Origin of the sequence: Brachybacterium huguangmaarense, assembly GCF_025725725.1 — a bacterium.
In the GTDB taxonomy this organism is placed as follows: domain Bacteria; phylum Actinomycetota; class Actinomycetes; order Actinomycetales; family Dermabacteraceae; genus Brachybacterium; species Brachybacterium huguangmaarense.
On the sequence record NZ_CP107020.1, the window covers coordinates 2,052,179 to 2,069,191 of the forward strand.

20 protein-coding genes and 1 tRNA gene are annotated in these 17,013 nt (G+C 72.6%); 11 read left to right on the plus strand and 10 right to left on the minus strand.

Going from position 1 to position 17,013, the window contains the following annotated elements; translation table 11 throughout:
- Nucleotides 1-93 precede the first annotated feature (93 nt).
- The 4 genes from murI to rdgB all read left to right on the plus strand — a co-directional run bounded on the left by murI (nt 94) and on the right by rdgB (nt 3,353).
- Complete coding sequence (murI, locus tag BRM3_RS09295) at nt 94-960, plus strand: glutamate racemase (protein ID WP_263593053.1); 867 nt, start codon at nt 94-96, stop codon at nt 958-960.
- Nucleotides 957-1,805 (plus strand): MBL fold metallo-hydrolase, encoded by an 849-nt coding sequence (locus BRM3_RS09300; RefSeq protein ID WP_263593054.1) that lies wholly within the window; start codon nt 957-959, stop codon nt 1,803-1,805. The genes murI and BRM3_RS09300 overlap by 4 nt, the downstream gene beginning before the upstream one ends.
- 145 nt (nt 1,806-1,950) lie before the next feature.
- Nucleotides 1,951-2,724, plus strand: a complete 774-nt coding sequence (gene rph / locus BRM3_RS09305) for a ribonuclease PH (protein ID WP_263593055.1) — start codon at nt 1,951-1,953, stop codon at nt 2,722-2,724.
- Nucleotides 2,721-3,353, plus strand: coding sequence for an RdgB/HAM1 family non-canonical purine NTP pyrophosphatase (gene rdgB / locus BRM3_RS09310; protein WP_263593056.1), 633 nt, complete (start codon nt 2,721-2,723; stop codon nt 3,351-3,353). Before rph ends, rdgB begins: the two co-directional genes overlap by 4 nt.
- A gap of 309 nt (nt 3,354-3,662) precedes the next feature.
- On the opposite strand, the gene BRM3_RS09315 is transcribed toward rdgB, so the two are convergent.
- From BRM3_RS09315 to BRM3_RS09330, 4 genes are all read right to left on the minus strand, one after another.
- Entirely contained in the window at nt 3,663-4,709 is a 1,047-nt protein-coding gene (locus BRM3_RS09315; protein ID WP_263593057.1) for an aminoglycoside phosphotransferase family protein, read from the minus strand.
- A gap of 117 nt (nt 4,710-4,826) precedes the next feature.
- The gene (locus BRM3_RS09320) at nt 4,827-5,363 is read right to left on the minus strand and encodes an NUDIX hydrolase family protein (RefSeq protein WP_263593058.1); all 537 of its coding nucleotides are present in this window, start codon (nt 5,361-5,363) and stop codon (nt 4,827-4,829) included.
- Entirely contained in the window at nt 5,360-6,046 is a 687-nt protein-coding gene (locus BRM3_RS09325; protein ID WP_263593059.1) for a histidine phosphatase family protein, read from the minus strand. Before BRM3_RS09325 ends, BRM3_RS09320 begins: the two co-directional genes overlap by 4 nt.
- A 46-nt stretch (nt 6,047-6,092) precedes the next feature.
- A tRNA-Leu gene (locus BRM3_RS09330) sits at nt 6,093-6,174 on the minus strand.
- 112 nt (nt 6,175-6,286) lie between these two features.
- Between BRM3_RS09330 and BRM3_RS09335 the strand changes: the two genes are divergently transcribed.
- Complete coding sequence (locus BRM3_RS09335) at nt 6,287-6,565, plus strand: hypothetical protein (RefSeq protein WP_263593060.1); 279 nt, start codon at nt 6,287-6,289, stop codon at nt 6,563-6,565.
- 84 nt (nt 6,566-6,649) lie between these two features.
- On the opposite strand, the gene BRM3_RS09340 is transcribed toward BRM3_RS09335, so the two are convergent.
- Nucleotides 6,650-7,078 (minus strand): YchJ family protein, encoded by a 429-nt coding sequence (locus BRM3_RS09340; protein WP_263593061.1) that lies wholly within the window; start codon nt 7,076-7,078, stop codon nt 6,650-6,652.
- Between the two features lie 78 nt (nt 7,079-7,156).
- Between BRM3_RS09340 and BRM3_RS09345 the strand changes: the two genes are divergently transcribed.
- Both BRM3_RS09345 and BRM3_RS09350 read left to right on the plus strand, forming a co-directional pair.
- Entirely contained in the window at nt 7,157-7,741 is a 585-nt protein-coding gene (locus BRM3_RS09345; RefSeq protein ID WP_263593062.1) for a sugar O-acetyltransferase, read from the plus strand.
- Between the two features lie 130 nt (nt 7,742-7,871).
- Nucleotides 7,872-8,645, plus strand: a complete 774-nt coding sequence (locus BRM3_RS09350) for an SDR family oxidoreductase (RefSeq protein WP_263593063.1) — start codon at nt 7,872-7,874, stop codon at nt 8,643-8,645.
- Nucleotides 8,646-8,666: 21 nt separating this feature from the next.
- Here the strand turns inward: BRM3_RS09350 and BRM3_RS09355 are convergent, their stop codons facing one another.
- The 3 genes from BRM3_RS09355 to BRM3_RS09365 all read right to left on the minus strand — a co-directional run bounded on the left by BRM3_RS09355 (nt 8,667) and on the right by BRM3_RS09365 (nt 11,336).
- On the minus strand, nt 8,667-9,242 hold the full coding sequence (locus BRM3_RS09355; RefSeq protein ID WP_263595435.1) for a DUF421 domain-containing protein: 576 nt from the start codon (nt 9,240-9,242) through the stop codon (nt 8,667-8,669).
- 78 nt (nt 9,243-9,320) lie between these two features.
- The gene (locus tag BRM3_RS09360; protein ID WP_263593064.1) at nt 9,321-10,121 is read right to left on the minus strand and encodes an SDR family NAD(P)-dependent oxidoreductase; all 801 of its coding nucleotides are present in this window, start codon (nt 10,119-10,121) and stop codon (nt 9,321-9,323) included.
- Nucleotides 10,122-10,151: 30 nt separating this feature from the next.
- Nucleotides 10,152-11,336 carry an NAD(P)/FAD-dependent oxidoreductase gene (locus BRM3_RS09365; RefSeq protein ID WP_263593065.1) on the minus strand — a complete coding sequence of 395 codons (1,185 nt, stop codon included), beginning with the start codon at nt 11,334-11,336 and terminating at the stop codon, nt 10,152-10,154.
- 142 nt (nt 11,337-11,478) lie between these two features.
- Here BRM3_RS09365 and BRM3_RS09370 point away from each other — a divergent pair, with 142 nt between their 5' ends.
- The gene (locus BRM3_RS09370; RefSeq protein WP_263593066.1) at nt 11,479-12,171 is read left to right on the plus strand and encodes a phosphatase PAP2 family protein; all 693 of its coding nucleotides are present in this window, start codon (nt 11,479-11,481) and stop codon (nt 12,169-12,171) included.
- Here BRM3_RS09370 and BRM3_RS09375 read toward each other — a convergent pair.
- Both BRM3_RS09375 and BRM3_RS09380 read right to left on the minus strand, forming a co-directional pair.
- Complete coding sequence (locus tag BRM3_RS09375; RefSeq protein WP_263593067.1) at nt 12,119-12,838, minus strand: ABC transporter ATP-binding protein; 720 nt, start codon at nt 12,836-12,838, stop codon at nt 12,119-12,121. The genes BRM3_RS09370 and BRM3_RS09375 overlap by 53 nt on opposite strands.
- The gene (locus BRM3_RS09380) at nt 12,835-13,902 is read right to left on the minus strand and encodes an ABC transporter permease (protein ID WP_263593068.1); all 1,068 of its coding nucleotides are present in this window, start codon (nt 13,900-13,902) and stop codon (nt 12,835-12,837) included. The genes BRM3_RS09375 and BRM3_RS09380 overlap by 4 nt, the downstream gene beginning before the upstream one ends.
- A 234-nt stretch (nt 13,903-14,136) precedes the next feature.
- On the opposite strand from BRM3_RS09380, the gene BRM3_RS09385 reads away from it, so the two are divergent.
- The 3 genes from BRM3_RS09385 to BRM3_RS09395 all read left to right on the plus strand — a co-directional run bounded on the left by BRM3_RS09385 (nt 14,137) and on the right by BRM3_RS09395 (nt 17,006).
- Nucleotides 14,137-15,312 (plus strand): sensor histidine kinase, encoded by a 1,176-nt coding sequence (locus tag BRM3_RS09385; RefSeq protein ID WP_263595436.1) that lies wholly within the window; start codon nt 14,137-14,139, stop codon nt 15,310-15,312.
- Nucleotides 15,309-15,935: a response regulator gene (locus tag BRM3_RS09390; protein WP_263593069.1), complete on the plus strand. Its 627-nt coding sequence runs from the start codon at nt 15,309-15,311 to the stop codon at nt 15,933-15,935. The genes BRM3_RS09385 and BRM3_RS09390 overlap by 4 nt, the downstream gene beginning before the upstream one ends.
- Nucleotides 15,936-16,013: 78 nt before the next feature.
- Entirely contained in the window at nt 16,014-17,006 is a 993-nt protein-coding gene (locus BRM3_RS09395; protein ID WP_263593070.1) for an acrylyl-CoA reductase family protein, read from the plus strand.
- The last annotated feature ends 7 nt before the right edge of the window (nt 17,007-17,013 follow it).

A 17,013-nucleotide genomic window follows, 5' to 3' on the forward strand; every position in this document is an offset into this window, starting at 1 on the left:
GATGTGACGGCTGCGACGCCGTTCCTGTGATTCCGCTTGCAAAGCGCCGTGCATCTCCCGACAACGCCGCCGGCTGTCCGTAGCCTGACCGGGATGAACAACGCTCCCATCGGCATCTTCGACTCTGGCGTCGGAGGCCTCACGGTCGCCCGCGCGATCCTCGATCAGCTGCCCCAGGAGGAGCTGCTCTACATCGGGGACACCGCGCACACGCCGTACGGCCCCCGCCCCATCGCCGAGGTGCGCGCCATCGCCCTCGAGATCATGGACACCCTCGTCGACCGGGGCGTGAAGATGCTGGTCATCGCGTGCAACACGGCGTCGGCCGCGGTGCTCCGCGACGCCCGCGAGCGCTACGACGTGCCCGTCGTCGAGGTCATCCAGCCCGCCGTGCGCCGCGCCGTCGCCGCGACCCGCAACCGCCGCATCGGCGTGATCGGCACCGCCGCGACCGTCGCCTCGCGCGCCTACGAGGACGCGTTCGCCGCGGCCCCCGACCTCGCGATCACGACCGCCGCGTGCCCCCGCTTCGTCGAGTTCGTCGAACGCGGCGAGGTGACCGGCGACGAGGTGGTCGCCGTCGCCGAGCAGTACCTCGCCCCCGTCAAGGAGGCCGGCGTCGACACCCTCGTGCTCGGCTGCACGCACTACCCGATGCTCGCGGGCCCCATCTCCTACGTGATGGGCCCCGAGGTCACCCTCGTCGCGTCCTCCGAGGAGACCGCGCTCGAGGTCTACCGCCTGCTGCGCAGCCACGACATGCTGCGCGCCGAGGCCGCCGCCCCGCGCCACGTGTTCTCCGAGACCGCCGCACGGCCGGGCGAGCCCTCCACCTTCGCGCGGCTGTCGCGCCGCTTCCTCGGGCCCGCGGTCACCATGACCGCGACGCTGCCCGTCATCACCGCCGATGCCGTCGAGGACGCCGGCATCCGCATCCCGGCCGAGGGAGGCCCCCGATGAGAGTCCACGTGATCGGCTGCAACGGCAGCTTCGCCGGCCGCGAGTCGGCTGCCTCCTCCTACCTCGTCGAGCACACCGACGACGACGGCCGCACCTGGCGCGTCCTGTTCGACCTCGGCAGCGGCGCCTTCGGCACCCTGCAGCGCGTGATCGACCCGACCGAGCTCGACGCGGTCGTCATCTCCCACCTGCACCCCGACCACTACCTCGACCTGACCGGTCTCGAGGTGTTCTGGGCCTACAACGAGCGCCAGGACCTGCCCCAGCTGCCGCTGTACGGTCCGGCCGCGCTGCCCGGGCGGATCCGGGCGGTCATGGACCGCGACGACGACGTGCCCGACGGTCTGACCACGGTCCCCTTCGACTACCGGTCGATCACCGATCGCGCCACGATCGAGATCGGCCCGCTCGTGATCGAGGCCCGCGAGGTCCTCCACCCGGTCGAGAGCTACGGCTTCCGCATCATGGCGGGCGACGCACTGCTGGTGTACTCGGGCGACTCCGACGCATGCGAGGCCCTCGACGAGCTCGCCGCCGGTGCGGACCTGTTCCTGTGCGAGGCGGGGTACATCGAGGGTCGCGACGACCGCTTCACGGGCGTGCACCTGACCGGCCGCCGCGCAGGCGAGACCGCCATGCGCGCCGGCGTGCGCCGGGTGGCGCTCACCCACATCCCGTGCTGGACCGACCCCGCGATCCCCGAGCGGGAGGCTCGCGCGGTGTGCGACCTGCCGCTCCAGGTGGTCCAGGCGCTCGACGTGTTCGAGGTCGAGCCGCGCGCCGTCGCCGCCGCCCCGTTCTCCGGGCGCGCCGTCGGCACGACCCCGATCGCCGCCCGCCGCTGAGCCGGGCCGCCCCCGCCGGGCGGCGCACCACGACGTATCGTGGGGAGCCGTGCCCGCCGCAGGCCGCGACGCCTCGCCGTGCACGGCCGAGCCGGCGCGCACGGCGCGAGACCAGGCCGCCCAGACCCCCGTCGGAAGGACCCTCATGACCACCACGCCCTCGACCCCTCAGCCGGAGGCCGCCCGCGGCGACCGCGTCGACGGTCGCACCCCCGACCAGCTGCGCGAGGTGACGATCGAGCGGGGCTGGTCCGCGCACGCCGAGGGCAGCGCCCTCATCTCCTTCGGCCGCACCCGCGTGCTGTGCACCGCGTCGTTCACCCCGGGCGTGCCCCGCTGGAAGAAGGGCTCGGGCAGCGGCTGGGTCACCGCCGAGTACGCGATGCTGCCGCGCGCGACCTCGACGCGTTCCGACCGGGAGAGCGTCAAGGGCAAGATCGGCGGCCGCACCCACGAGATCTCGCGCCTCATCGGCCGCTCGCTGCGCGCGATCATCGATCTCGACGCGCTCGGCGAGAACACGATCCAGATCGACTGCGACGTGCTCCAGGCCGACGGCGGCACCCGGACCGCTGCGATCACGGGCGCCTACGTGGCCCTCGCGGACGCCGTCTCGTGGGGCAAGCGGCACACGGCGATCCCGGCCGCACGGACCGTGCTGACCGACTCCGTCTCGGCCGTCAGCGTCGGCATCATCGACGGTAGGCCGCTGCTGGACCTCGAGTACCGCGAGGACGTGCACGCCGGGACCGACATGAACGTCGTGGTCACGGGCGCCGGCCAGTTCGTCGAGGTGCAGGGCACCGCCGAGGGCGCGCCGTTCGACCGCGCCGAGCTCGACGCCCTGCTCGACCTCGCCGTCGACGGCTGCGGGCGCCTCGCCGCGATCCAGCGCGAGACCCTCGGGACGAGCCGATGAGCGTCGACGCACCCGCCGGCGCGCGCGTCGTGCTCGCGACGCACAACGCCAAGAAGCTGCGCGAGCTGCGGCGCATCCTCGCCGAGGAGATCCCCGGCTTCGACGAGCGCACCGTGGTCTCGGCCGCGCAGATCGAGCTGCCGGACGTCGTCGAGGACGGCACCTCCTTCGCCGCCAACGCTCTGCTCAAGGCGCGCGCCGCCGCGAGCGCGACGGGACTGCTCGCGGTCGCCGACGACTCCGGGCTCGCCGTGGACATCCTCGGCGGCAGCCCCGGCATCTTCTCGGCCCGCTGGTCGGGCCGCCACGGCGACGACGAGGCCAACAACGACCTGCTGCTCGCCCAGCTCTCCGACATCGCCGCCGAGCACCGCGGCGCGCAGTTCGTGTGCGCCGCGGCGCTCGTCGCGCCCGCGGCGGGCGTCGAGGTGGTCGAGGAGGGCATCATGCGCGGTCGCCTCCTCGGCGAGCGCCGCGGCGAGGGCGGATTCGGCTACGACCCGCTGTTCCTGCCCGACGGCGAGGAGCTCACCTCGGCCGAGCTCACCCCCGAGGCCAAGGACGCGATCTCGCACCGGGGCACGGCGTTCCGGGCGCTCGCACCCGCGATCGCGCAGCTGCTGGACTGATCGACCGCGAGGTCGAGGGCCAGCTGGGGGTGCGGAGCCGCCCCGCAGGTCCTGACGCCGGGCGGGCAGGACGCGGGGCATCTGCGCCGGCGTGAGCGCCCCGCCCCGGCATCGACGGCGTGCCTCGGGGTGCTGCGGGTCGGTGCGCTCGTGGTCGGCCTGGTGTCCGCGGGGCATCGAGCTCTGCACAGTGGTCGCCATCCGACGCGATGGCGGCCATGACGCAGAACTCGATGTGCGGTGGCTGTCGTCGTGCATGGCGCAGACGGCAGCGCGGCGGAGAGCGTCACGGCGCCAGTCCGGTCAATGTCAGCTGCTGTTCGCCACCGACATTGCGAATTCTGTCAGCAGGTTTGCGACCGGAATGAGCGGCATGAGAATTGATGTGTCGTCCCCGCATGTTCCATCGAGTAGAAAATCGAGCAGCCATCCCATGCGAACTGCGGATGAGACTTCCGCGGACCTCTCGATGACCTCTTGGTCGATGTCTATGCCAGACATTCGTAACTCGTTGCCGTACTCACCGAGCAACGTCGACCAGAGCTCACGAGGATCGACGTCACCATCGGCGGACCGGTCGACCACGAGATTGCCGACGTCATGCCCAACCGGGCCCCATCCAACAGTCGCCCAGTCGAGGATTGTGATATGAGATCCGCTGGAGCCGATGTTCATCCCGTGAAAATCATGATGCGTCGGCAACTCTGGGAAGCCCCGAATCGCTGCCGCGACGTGCGCGGCATCGACCACTCGGCCCTGAGCCCATATTCGAGCGTCTTTGCTGAGTCCCGCCGCCAACAGGGCAGCCCATCCAGGGTGGGCCAACGTCACCGCGTTGTCGAGCTTCCGGCGGGATACGTGCTGGGCTAGCCAGCCGTGCGAAAGCACCGGGCCGTCATAGTCGAGCTGAGCCGCCTGCCAACGCGCGAGACCCTTTACTGCGGAGCCGTACTCCCCGCTGGTGAGCGGCACTCTTTCGACCCACTCGAGCCAGAGGTCGATCTCATCCTCGCGGGCATCTAGTCCGAAACATTCTGGAGGCGAGCAATCGTCACTCCATCCGCGTCGTGCGAGTCCCGAATCATAGAACGCGGCCTCACGACCCCACCACTGCGGGTCGCGTTGGTCCACACTCAGCATCCAGACGGGATCATCGCCGAGGTATGCGGCGCCGATTCGCTTCACGAACATCACTGCCGGCCCGGACGAGAACTGCCACAGACCGCCATTTGGAAAAGAGCCGGTATTGCCGATCCTGGAGACTTGCCAATCGAGTCTGTGAAAATCGCGACGACAGAAATCACTGGGTGGGCTGGACCGTACAGGTCCAAATCGCTCGCCTTCCTTAGCAATCACCACTGCAGGCTACACGTGGGCACGATCGACGTCGTCGCCCCCAAACTCCGCGCCGGCGCCTGCGGCGTCGCTGATCCGTATGGCGACGACTCCTAGTAGGCCCCGCGCCCGCCTGACTCAGACGACGCCCGCGTGGGCGAGAGCCCGGCGCACGATCACGTCGTGGCCGCCCTCCATCTCGTCGAGGACCTCGGAGCCGAGCAGCTCGTCCACCTCGAACCAGGTGAGCTCGAGCGCGTCCTCCTGCGGGGCGCACTCGCCGTCGACCGGGACGATGTAGGCGAGCGAGATCGCATGCTGGCGGGCATCGGTGAACGGCGACTGGCCGGGCGTCGGGAAGTACTCGGCGACCGTGAAGGGGACCGGCGAGACCGGGACGCGCGGCAGCGCCATCGTGCCCAGGTCCTTCTCGACGTGGCGGGTGATGGCCTCGCGGATCGACTCGTGGATGAGCACCCGCCCCGAGACGATGGCCCGCACGATCCGGCCCGCGCCGGAGGCGCGCAGCAGCAGACCGACCGCGACGATCGAGCCGTCGACGTCGGTGCGCACCGGCACGATGTCGACGTAGGGGATCGGCAGGCGGCGGCGCAGCTGCGCCATCTCGTCGGGCTCGAACCAGGAGCCCTCGGCGTCGACGGCGGTGCGGTTCACGGCTTCTCCTCAGGCTGTTCGTCGGGGGTGTGCGGGTCGACCACGGGGCGGTCGGCTCCGGGGACGAGATGGCGGTGCTCCACGACGAAGCGCGGATTCTGCTCGCGCGAGGCGACGCGCAGGATGTTCTGCTCGCGCCGGCCGGCGACCATCTCGACGCCCCACGTGGTGCCCTCGAGCGTCAGGATCGACAGGGTGCCGTTGGGGATCGAGTCGAGAGCCCGCTGGGCGATGCCCGAGACGAGGAACCGGATGATCGTGCCGTGCGCGACGACCAGCACGTTCTTCCCGGAGAACTGCTCCTCGAGCGACTCCAGGGCGTTGTAGCCGCGGTCGGCCACGTCCTGCGGCTCCTCGGCGCCGGGGAAGTCGCGCTCGGGGTACCGGGCCTCCATCTCCTCGACGTCGCGGCCCTCGGCCTCGCCCCAGTCGATCTCCGAGAGCCGCGGGTCGGTCGGGCCGAGCGGGATGTCGTGGTCCTCGGCGATGATCTGAGCGGTCTGTCGGGCCCGCAGCAGCGGCGAGGAGACGACGACGTCCCAGGCGACGTCGGGCACGTGGTCGAGCGCGTGGTGGGCCTGCTCACGGCCCGTCGCGTTGAGCGGGATGTCCGACGACCCCTGGAAGAGATTCTTCAGGTTGTAGTCGGTCTGCCCATGGCGGACCAGTCCGAACAGCGTCACGCGCCACCTCCTGCGGGCCGCGGCCCGCGTCGTGCTCGTACAGGGGTGCGCGAGAAGGGACTCGAACCCTCACGCCCTCGGGCACTGGAACCTAAATCCAGCGCGTCTGCCAGTTCCGCCACTCGCGCGCGGGGACCAGGGTATCGCGCAGACGGGCAGGTCCCGTCCCGTCACCCGAGCGTGCTCGGGTGGGCCTGTACCATCGGTCCCGTACACGCACCTGAAGGACGGAGACGTTTCGTGGCCAAGAAGAAGGACGACAGTCTCGACGGGCTGAGGGACGAGGCCGTCCGTCGCCAGGACAACCTCGCCTCGGACATCGACGAGCTCGTGGACCGGCTGAACCCCAAGAACGCCGTCGTGCGCTGGAAGAACGAGGCCACCCAGGTGGTCAAGGGTTTTTTCGTCGCCGATGACGGGAGCTACGACCTGCCCCACGTGGCCGCGGTGGCAGGCGGCGTCATCGGCACGGTCGGCGTGATCGTCGGACTCGGGGTGCTCGCCTCTCGCCGTCGCTGAGAGCGCGCCCCGCACGAGGGCCCCGCTCCGGGCATCGCCCGGAGCGGGGCCCTCGCCATGCCGGTCGTGCCCGGGGCCGGTCGCTCAGTCGGCGACGTCCCCGTCGACGTAGAGCCAGCGCCCGTGCTCGCGCACGAACCGGCTCGTCTCGTGCAGCCGGACCGCGCTCCCGTCGGTCGCGCGGGCGAGTGCGGTGAACTCGACGATCCCGTCGTCGTCGAAGGGGCCGCCGCGCTCGGTGCGATGCACGACGAGACGCCGCCAGGCGAGCCCCTCGGCGAGGGAGGCCTCGAGCTCCTCCGCGCCCGGGCGGGTCGTCGGATGCCAGGAGCGCAGCAGGTGCGCGGCGTCCCGCACGGCGAAGGCGACGTACCGCGAGCGCATGAGCTGGAGGGCGGCGGGAGCAGGTCGCGCGTCCGCGAGCACGGGGCCGCAGCAGGCGCCGACGGCGTCGCCGCTCCCGCACGGGCACGGCGCGGACGGGTCGGGCAGCAGGGGAGTCGAGGGGGACACGTGCCCCAGTATCGGCGCTGGACGTTCCGGCCGCGGACCGGCACGGGGCGGCAGGGCCCGGCACCGTAGGCTCGGAGCATGAAGAGCTTCGCTGACTACGCCGAGGACGGCCGCACCCCGCACGAGCGCATGGTCGCCGGCGACTGGTACATCGCCCATGACCCCGAGATCCACGAGGCCTCCCGTCGCGCGCTGCAGGAGACCACCCGGTTCAACGACATGTACGGCACGGACCCCGACGGCGCCCAGGACGTCCTGCGCGGCCTGCTCGGCACCTTCGGCGACGGCGTGCACGTGCGGGCGCCGCTGCGCGTGGACTACGGCACGCGCCTGCACATCGGCGAGGGCACGTTCGTCAACTTCGGCCTCGTCGCGCTCGACGTCTGCGACATCCGCATCGGCCGTCACTGCCAGCTGGCCACCAACATCCAGCTGCTCACGCCCATCCACCCGCTCGAGCCGCAGCCGCGCCAGGACAAGTACGAGGCCGCCGTGCCGATCACGATCGGCGACAACGTGTGGATCGGCGGCGGCGTGATCGTGTGCCCGGGCGTGACGATCGGCGACGACTCCGTGATCGGCGCAGGCTCCGTCGTCACCCGCGACATCCCGCCGCGCTCGCTCGCGGTCGGCAACCCGGCCCGCGTCATCCGCGAGCTGTGACCTGCCGGGCGCGCACCCGTCGCCCGTCACGGCGGGACGACCCGCCCGTCGCCGACGTACCCTCGTAGGCACGATCCCGGTGCGTGAGCGCCGGCCGCCCGACCACCACCGATCATCACCGAGGAGCACCATGACCGCGACCACCCCCGACCAGCCCCTCGCCGGGAAGACCGCCGTCGTCACCGGCTCGAGCCGCGGTGTCGGCGCCGACACCGCCAAGCTCCTGGCCGCCCAGGGCGCGAACGTCGTGGTCAACTACCGGCAGAAGGCGCCGCGCGCCAACAAGGTGGTGGCCGAGATCGAGGCAGTCGGCGGCCACGCCGTCGCCGTCGGCGCCGACCTCACCGACCCCGAGGACGTGCGCGCGATGATGCGCACCGCCGTCGACACCTTCGGCTCGCTCGACGTGCTCGTCCTCAACGCCTCCGGCGGCATGGAGACCACCCTGGGCGAGGACTACGCCCTGCGCCTGAACCGCGACGCGCAGCTCGACGCCCTCACGGCCGGCACCGAGCTGATGGGCGAGGGCGGCCGCGTCGTGTTCGTGACGAGCCACCAGGCGCACTTCATCCACGAGGTCGAGACCATGCCCGAGTACGAGCAGGTCGCCCTGTCCAAGCGTGCGGGCGAGGACGCCCTGACCGCGCAGATCCCCGCCCTGAGCGCCAAGGGCATCACGTTCGTCGTGGTCTCGGGCGACATGATCGAGGGCACCGTCACCGCGACGCTGCTCAACCGCGCCCGCCCGGGTGCGCTCGAGGAGCGTCGCGAGTCCGCCGGCCGCTTGTACTCGGTGGCCGAGTTCGCCGCCGAGGTCGCCGCGATGGCGACGGCCGACGTCGAGACCGGCCACGTCGAGCTCGTGGGCGGCGCCGAGGACTTCCTGGCGCAGTCCGGCCGCTGAGCGGGCCGTCCCGGCGCTCGCTCAGCGCCGGGACGTCTCGACCGCGTCGAGCCGGGCGTCGAGGTGCTCGCGCAGCGCCGTGACCGCCGCCGCCAGATCGTCGCGGGACACGCTGCGGTCGCCGTCGTTGAGCTCGATGAGCACCGCCCCGCCGGGGCCGATCGTCGCGCGCTGGACCTCGGCGACCGCGTCGGCGCCCTGCTCGTGCAGGGTCACGTCGAGCTCGTGGGACGTGATCGAGAGCCGTCGCAGCGCCTCGGTGTCCGGCGCGCCGTCCGTGATGAGCGCGGTGGGCGTGCCGTTGACGAGACGGTCGAACCAGCCCACCCTGCCCGACACCTCGTCCAGCGCCCAGTTCGCCGCGACCAGCACGACGGCGCCGATCACGCCGCCGAGCAGCGAGTTGTCGTTGCCGATGATCGCGTTCTGCACGACGTTGGACAGCAGCAGCACGACCACGAGGTCCTGGCTGTTCATCTGCGCCATGAGGCGCTTGCCGAACACGCGGATCAGGATCAGCAGCGCGAGATAGACGCCCACGGTGCGCAGGGCCTTCTCCCACACGCTCATGTCGAGCGCGAACATGTCGGTGAGCATCTGATGCACGGCGGACCTCCGGGGCGCGGCAGCGGGATGCCCTGAGTATCCCGCGCCGGCCCCGGTCGCCGGGCACCGTCAGAGGGTCGCGACGGACCCCGAGTCGACCCGGTAGTTCGCGCCGTTGACGAACGAGGCGCGGTCCGAGCACAGGAACGCGATCACCGAGGCGACCTCCTCGGGCTCGCCGCGGCGCCCCAGCTCCATGAACGGCCGCTTGTCGCTCAGGAACGAGGCGATGGCCTCGTCCTTCGAGACGCCCAGCTCCGTGGAGCGCTTGTCCATCATGGCGTCCGTCATGGGGGTGTGGATGAAGGCGGGGGAGACCGCGTTGACGAGCAGGCCCTCGCTCGCATAGGTGCGGGACAGGCCCTTGGCGAGCGCGAGGATGCCGGCCTTGGCCGCGCAGTAGGGCAGCTCGTCGTCGTAGGGCTGGACCGCGTCCTCCGAGGCCAGCAGCACCAGACGGCCCCAGCCGCCGGCCCGCAGGTCGTCGAGGAACTGGCGGATCACGCGCACGGCGCCGAAGAGGTCGACCTCGATCGTGCTCGTCCAGCCCTCGTCGTCGATCTCGTGGAAAAGCCCCTGCGCGCCCGTGATGCCGGCGCAGTGGACGAGGATGTCGATGCGACCGACCTCGTCGGCGACGGCGGCGGCGAGCTCGGCGAGCGAGTCCCGGCTCGTGACGTCGGCCGCGCGGCGGTGGATGCGGGAGGACGGGCCGTCGAGCGCGGTCGCGGCCTGCTCGAGCTTCTCGGGGTCCTGATCGGTGAGGAACACGGTCGCGCCCTCGTCCAGGAGCTGCTGCGCGGTGTGCCAGCCGATCCCGGAGTCCGCTCCGGTGATGAGTGCGGTCCTGCCGGTGATGCCCAGGTCCATGGGGATCCTTCCTTCGGTGGTGGGGGAGTGTCAGCGGATGCGGGAGCGCAGCTCGTCGTGATCCGTGGGGGCGTCCTTGAGCACCTGGCGGGCGGCGTCGCGGGCCTCCTCGACGTTCCACAGCAGCACCCCGACGGGGGCGCCGTCCTGGAGGTAGTAGACGACGGTGCGGTCCTCGTCGAGGTCCACCTCGAGCGTCTCGAGCGACGGGTCGAGCGTGCCGACGGCCTCCCAGCGGTTGCCGAACACCTGCGAGTAGAAGTACGGCGTGTGGTCGTAGGGGTCCTCGGAGCCGGCCATCGAGGCGCCCGCCGCGGCGCCCATCTCCTGGGCGTTGTCGACGTGCTCGACGCGGGTGCGCCCCAGGATCGCGTCGGGATACTCGGCGATGTCGCCGGCGGCCCAGATCGCGGGGTCCGAGGTGACGAGGCGCTCGTCGACGATCACGCCCTCGGAGACCGAGAGCCCGGCGTCGCGGGCGAGGTCGAGGGCCGGGGCGGCGCCGAGGCCCTCGACGACGACGCTCGCCTCGACCTCGGTGCCGTCGTCGAGCAGCACGGCGAAGGCCCCGCCGGAGTACGTCACGGACTCGGCGTGATGGCCGCCGAGGAGCTCGACGCCCCCGTCGGCGAAGAGCTTCTGGTAGCGCTCGGCGAGGGCGGGCGGGAACTTCGAGCCGAGCAGCACGTCGTCGGGCGAGATGAGGGTGGTGCGGACGCCGTTGGTGGCGAGCGCCGCGGCGATCTCGTTGCCGATGTAGCCGCCGCCGATGACGACGAAGCGGGCGTCCTCCCCCTCGGAGCGGGACAGGTCGCGCAGGCGGCGGTAGTCGGCGAAGGAGCGGAACGGGATCACGCGGTCGTCGTCGGGGCCGTCGAGCTCGCCGGGCGTCGAGCCGGTCGCGAGCAGGAGCTTGCCGTAGCCGTAGGTGGCGCCGTCGGCGGTGGTCACGGTCCGCGCCTCGCGGTCGATCGAGGTGACCTCGGTGTGCAGGTGGAGCTCCGCGCCCGTGTCCTCGACGGTGTTCAGCGGCACCTGGCCCTCGTCGAAGTCGGGATCGGTCCACAGCTTCTTGGACAGGGCGGGGCGCGTGTAGGGGGCGTCCTGGTCGGCGCTCAGGATCCCGATGGAGCCGTCGGCGTCGGCGTCGCGGATCGCACGCGAGGCGTCGTCGGCGACCTGCCCGCCGCCGATGATGAGGTAGTCGTACGTCATGATCGATCACTCCTGGTCAGAGGGTTGTCCCAGCCACCGTAGGCACGAGCCGTGCACGGTGCACCTGGCCTGGACCGGACGGTAGGCGCGAACGGCGCGCCGCCCGGCAGCGTGCGACGGCGGCATCGGCGATGATGGGCCGATGCCCGCCCCGTCCGCCCGGCGCCTCCGGGCGGCACCGCCGCTCGTGGCGCTCGCCGTGCTCGTCGCCGTCGTCGTGGTGGGTCTCGTGCTCGCGGCGCACCCCCGGATCGGCATCTCCGAGCAGGAGGGCATGCGCGCGCTCGCCCGGGTGCACGCGCCCGCGCTCGATGCCCTCGCCCGTGGGGCCGACCGCGTGTTCGACACGATCGGCTCGGCGATCCTGATGCTCGCGCTCGCCGCCGTCGCCGGGCTGCGCGGCCGCTCGGTCGCCGAGGCCGTGCGGATGCTCAGGTGCCTGGGGGCGCCGTGGCTGGTCTACCAGGGCGTCAAGCTGCTCGTGGCACGGCCCCGCCCCGCCGCCGTGGCGGCCGAGCGCGGGCTCGTCGAGCTGCCGGGCACGTTCAGCTTCCCGAGCGGGCACACGATGTGCGCGGCGCTCGTCATGGCCGGCCTGGTGCTGCTCACGGGCCGCGGCGCGCGGCGCATCGTGCTCGTGGTGCTCGGGGCGGCCGTCGTGCTCACGGTGGCGTGGTCACGCGTGTACCTCGGCGTGCACCACCCGAGCGACGTGCTCGCCTCGATGGCGCTCGCGCCCGCCCTGGTCGCGGCCTCGACGGCCCTGGTCGGGCGGCCCCGGGTCAGTGCGAGTCGGCGTGCGCGAGGGGCGCCGCAGGCGTCGCGCCCTCGGTGAGGCGCCCGTCGATCATCGTCACCGTGCGGTGCAGACGCGGCAGATGCACGAGGTCGTGGGTGACGAGCAGCGTCGAGGCGCGGCGCTCGGCGCTCAGGCGCACGATGAGGTCGACGACCGCGGCTCCGCGCTCCTGGTCCAAGGCGCTCGTCGGCTCGTCCACGAGCAGCACCGAGGGCTCGTTCATGAGCGCGCGGGCGATGTTGACCCGCTGGCGCTGTCCGCCCGAGAGCTGGGCGGGCCGCTTGTCGGCGTGGTCGGCGAGGCCGACCTCGGCGAGCAGCTCGCGGGCGTGCTCCGTGACCCGTCCGCGGCGCCCACGGCTGCCGGACGCGCCGAGCTCGTTCATCACCTCGAGCTGCTCGAGCGCCGTGAGCGAGGCGAGCAGGTTGGCCTGCTGGAAGACGATGCCGATGCGCTCGCGGCGCAGCGCGGCCGCCTCGGACGCATCGAGGCGGGTGGCGTCGACGTCGTCGATCAGGACCTGGCCGGCATCGGGCCGGATGAGGGTCGCGGCGACCGCGAGCAGGCTCGACTTGCCGGAGCCGGAGGGCCCCGTGATCGCGGTGACGGTGCCGGGCTGCGCCGTCAGTGAGACCGCGTCCACGGCCGTGAGGCGGCTCGCGCCATCGGGGTAGGTCAGGGTGATGTTCTGCAGGTGGATCATCGGGCGCTCCCGAGGGCGGTGAGGGGGTCGGCGGCGGTCACGGTGCGCAGCGCGACGGCCGCGCCCGCGAGTCCGAGGGCGATCATGATGGCGCCCGGCACGAGGGTGGTCAGCGGGGACAGCAGGAACGGCAGGGCGGTCCCGGCGATGGCTCCGAGGGCGGCGACGAGCCCGATGCCGACGCCGATACCGATCGCGAGCACGAGGAGAGCCTGGCCCAGCGCGTCGCGCACGAGGGAGCGGGTCGAGGCCCCGAGGGCCTTCAGCACTGCGATGTCGCCCGTGCGCTGCATGGTCCAGACGGTGAAGAACGCCCCGATGACGAGAGCCGAGATGCCGAACAGCATCGCGACCATCATCAGCAGGGAGCCGACCTCGGAGCGGAACGCCTCGAGGGCGCCGAGCGCGGCCAGGTGGGTGTCGGCGACCGTGCCGGTGGCCGCGGCGGCGGCATCCCAGTCGACGTCCTTCCCGGTCACGGCGAAGGCGGTCGCGTGGGTGTCCGGGGATCCCGTCGAGGCGGCGAGGTGCTGGAAGTCCGCGAGCGTCATGAGCACGACCGGGGTGTGGCTGTACCAGGACGCGGCGCCGACCGCGCCGACCGTGTAGGAGGTCCCGGCGATCGTGACGGCCGATCCCGCCCGGGCGCCGAGCTGGTCGGCGGCGTCCGCCGAGAGGGTGAGCGTGCCGTCGAGCCGAGGGGCGTCGCCCGCATAGGTCGGCTCGACGCCGAAGGCGGCGATGCCGACCCGGGTCCCCCCGATCTCGGCGCGGGTCTGGGCGATCCCGACGGGCTCGACCGCCGTGACGCCCGCCGTGCGCTCCCATGCTCGCTGCTGGTCGGTCGACAGCGCCGAGTCGGAGAACGAGGCCCCGGAGGCTCCGGAGCTCCCGAGCACGATCCGGTCGCCCGGCATCGCGAGCACGGCCGAGATGTTCTGGTTCGCGAGCCCGCCCGTGAGACCGGCGAGGAACCCGACGAGGACGGTGATGAGCGCGACGACCGCGCCGATCAGCAGGAAGCGACCCTTGGCGTACGCCAGGTCGCGCAGGGCGACGAACATGGGGGACCTTTCATCCGAGGCGTGGTGATGCCTCGATCCTCCGTGCAGGCAGGTCCGCGCCACATCGTCGGGCGGGACGGTTCGCACGGGCCGCGAGGACGAGCCACGGGTCCTCCTTTCGAAGGAGGCGGGAGGGGCCGGACGCCGGTAGCCTCGGGGAGCGTGAGAGCGCCCCTGCCTGTCCCCGGTCCTGTCGCGACCGCCCACGGGTCCGGAGACCTGCCGCCCTCACGGATGCGGCGCCCCCTGTTCGCGGCGCTCCGGATCGCCCTGCACGTGCTGGTCGTGGCGCTCAGCGCCCTGGTGCTCGTGCGTGCCGTGCTCGATCCCGCCGGACCCCGGTGGGGCCAGGTCCTGCTCGTGGCCCTGCTGGTCGGGACCTATCTCGCCGGAGGTGCGACCGTGGCCCCGGCTCGGCGCGGCCGCCGTGCCCCGCTGCTCCTCTGGCTGGCTGCGATCACGCTCCTCTGGGCCGTCCTCGTCCTGCTGCGCCCCGAGGCGGCCTACCTCGTCTTCCCGCTGTTCTTCCTCTACCTGCACCTGCTGCGGCCCGTCGCCGGGGTCCTCGCGGTCCTCGTCACCACGGCTGTCGCGATCCTGGCCCTCGGCCTCGCCGGCACCTGGAGCATCGGCGGCGTCGTGGGCCCGCTCATCGGCGCGGCGGTCGCGCTGCTCATCGGGCTCGGCTATCGCGCCTTCGCGATCGAGTCCGCCGAACGAGACCGCCTGCTCGGCGAGCTGGTGGACACCCGGGACCAGCTCGCCGCGACGGAGCACGAGGCCGGTGTGCTCGCCGAGCGGGCGCGGCTGGCCCGCGAGATCCACGACACCGTGGCCCAGGGGCTCTCGAGCATCCAGATGCTGCTGCACGCCGCCGAGCGGGCCGACCCCGACGGCGCGGGCGTCGAGCACGTGCGACTGGCCCGGGAGACCGCGGCGTCGAGCCTGGCCGACACCCGTCGTTTCATCCGCGAGCTCACCCCGCCCCAGCTCGACGACCAGGGGCTCGGCGGAGCCCTGCGCCGCCTCGCCGCCGAGGACTGGTCCCGGCGCGGTCTCGACGTCACGGTGCGGGTCGCCGACGGCCTCGACCTCCCGATGCACCAGCAGACGGCTCTGCTCCGGATCGCCCAGGGCGCCGTGGCCAACGTGCTCCAGCATGCCCAGGCCGGACGCGCGGGCATCGACCTCCGGGCCGACGGCTCCGCCCTGCACCTCGAGATCTCCGACGACGGCCGGGGCTTCGAGACCGCGGAGACGGCGGTCACGGGGGCCGCGCGCAGCGACTCCTTCGGACTGCGGGCGATCCGTGAGCGCGTCGCCCAGCTGGGAGGGACCATGGACGTGCGCTCCGCCCCCGGAGAGGGCACCGTGCTCACCGTCGACCTGGCCCGGGAGGACCGCCCATGACCCGCCTCGTGATCGCCGACGACCATCCCATCGTGCGCGCAGGCCTGCGCGCCCTGCTCGCCGCCGAGGCGGACCTCGAGATCGTCGGCGAGGCCGCGAGCCCGTCGGAGGCGCTTGCGCTCGCCGCCTCGGCGGTCCCCGACGTGGTGCTCATGGACCTGCAGTTCGGGTCGGACAGCGCACAGACCGGGGCCGATGCCACGCGAGAGATCCGCGCGCTCGAGGCACCCCCGTACGTGCTCGTGCTGACCAACTACGACTCCGACGCCGACATCCTCGGGGCGGTCGAGGCGGGGGCGAGCGGCTACCTGCTCAAGGACGCGCCGCCCGAGGAGCTGATCGCCGCGATCCGCGCAGCCGCCGCCGGCGAGAGCGCGCTCGCGCCCGGGATCGCCTCACGTCTGCTCGAGCGGATGCGCTCACCGCAGGCGAGCCTGTCCTCGCGCGAGCTCGACGTGCTCGAGGCGGTCGCGGCGGGACTCTCGAACCAGCAGGTGGCCGAGCGTCTTTTCGTCTCGGAGACCACGGTCAAGTCGCACCTCGCACACGTCTTCTCCAAGCTCGACGTGTCCTCGCGCACCGCTGCGGTCTCTGCGGCGCGGTCACGCGGACTGCTCCGGTAGGACCCGTGCCCGACGTCCCGGCCGCGGATGCGGCGGCGGTGACACGATGGAGTCCCGATCCGACGACCAGGAGACGCCATGACCACCTTTCCCGCCTGGGTGATCCGTGAGGGCGAGCGCACGAACGTCGCGGCCCTCGAGGACATCGAGCTCAGCGCCCTCGACGACCTGCCCGTCACGCTCCGCGTCGGCTACTCGGGCCTGAACTACAAGGACGCCCTCGCCCTCGGCGGCCGCCCCGGCGTGATCCGCCGCTTCCCGCTCATCGCGGGCATCGACCTCGTCGGCGAGGTCGTCGAGTCCCGCGACGAGCGGTGGCAGGCGGGCGACGTCGTGACCCTCGACGGTGCCGGGCTGGGGGAGGACCGCCACGGCGGCCTCGCCGGCATGGCGCGCGTCGGCGGCGACGACCTGATCGCCGTGCCCGACGCCTTCACCCCGGCCCAGGCCGCGGCGATCGGCACCGCCGGGTTCACAGCGGCGCTCTCGGCGCTCGCCCTCGAACGCCACGGCCTGCGTCCCGGCGACGGCCCGGTGCTCGTGACGGGCGCGAGCGGCGGGGTGGGCTCGATCGCGATCTCCCTGCTGTCGCGCGCCGGCCACGAGGTGGTCGCCGCCACCGGACGGGTCGAGCAGATGCGGGAGCGGCTCACCGAGCTGGGCGCGAGCGACCTCGTCGACCGCGCCGACCTCGAGGACAAGGGACGCCCGCTGGGCCGGCAGCGCTGGGCGGCGGTCGTCGACGGCGCGGGCGGGCAGATCCTCGCGAGCGCCCTGTCCACCCTGCGGGCCGACGGCGCCGCCGCGGCCTACGGGCTCGCGGCGAGCACCGACCTGCCCACGAGCGTGCTGCCCTTCATCCTCCGCGGCGTCTCCCTGCTCGGCATCAACTCGGTGCACGTGACGCCCGAGCGGCGACGCCAGGCCTGGGAGCTGCTCGCGCGTGACCTCGACCCGGCCGTGCTCGACTCCCTCACCCGCACGGTCGACCTGGCCGATGCGCGCGACGCGGCCGCCGAGCTGCTCGCGGGCCGGGGCACAGGCCGCACCGTCGTGCGGATCCCGAGCTGAGCCGATC